1 protein-coding gene is annotated in these 416 nt (G+C 46.4%); it reads left to right on the plus strand.

All coding sequences use genetic code 11. From position 1 onward, the window contains the following. Positions 1–416, plus strand: a 416-nt coding sequence (locus R0J87_RS18630) for an ATP-binding cassette domain-containing protein (protein WP_498888058.1), incomplete at both ends; no start/stop codon positions are given.

Below are 416 nucleotides of genomic sequence, written 5' to 3' on the forward strand. Positions count from 1 at the left end.
CGGTTAATCTAGAAGGAATGGGCACGCGCTATCCCAACGAACTTTCTGGCGGACAACAGCAGCGAGTGGCGTTAGCGAGGGCAAAAATCAATCAACCCGATAGTTTACTCCTCGATGAACCCTTTTCTGCTTTAGATACTTATTTGCGCGATCGACAAGAAAAACTGCTGCGTCAAAACCTCAGTCATTACGAAGGCGTAACCCTATTTATCACCCACAACTTAGAAGAAGCCTATCGCGTTTGTCCTAACTTAGTGATTATAGACGAGGGAAAAGTTATCGCCAACGGGTCAAAACAAGACATTTTTGAACGTCCCCCCAACTGGCGTACCGCGCAACTAACCGGCTGTAAAAACTTCTCTCGTGACGTTGCTCTTGAGCATAACAAAATTAGCGCGATCGACTGGAATTGTACC

It is taken from the genome of Halomonas sp. SIMBA_159 (assembly GCF_046536035.1).
GTDB classification, from domain to species: Bacteria; Pseudomonadota; Gammaproteobacteria; order Pseudomonadales; family Halomonadaceae; genus Vreelandella; species Vreelandella venusta_A.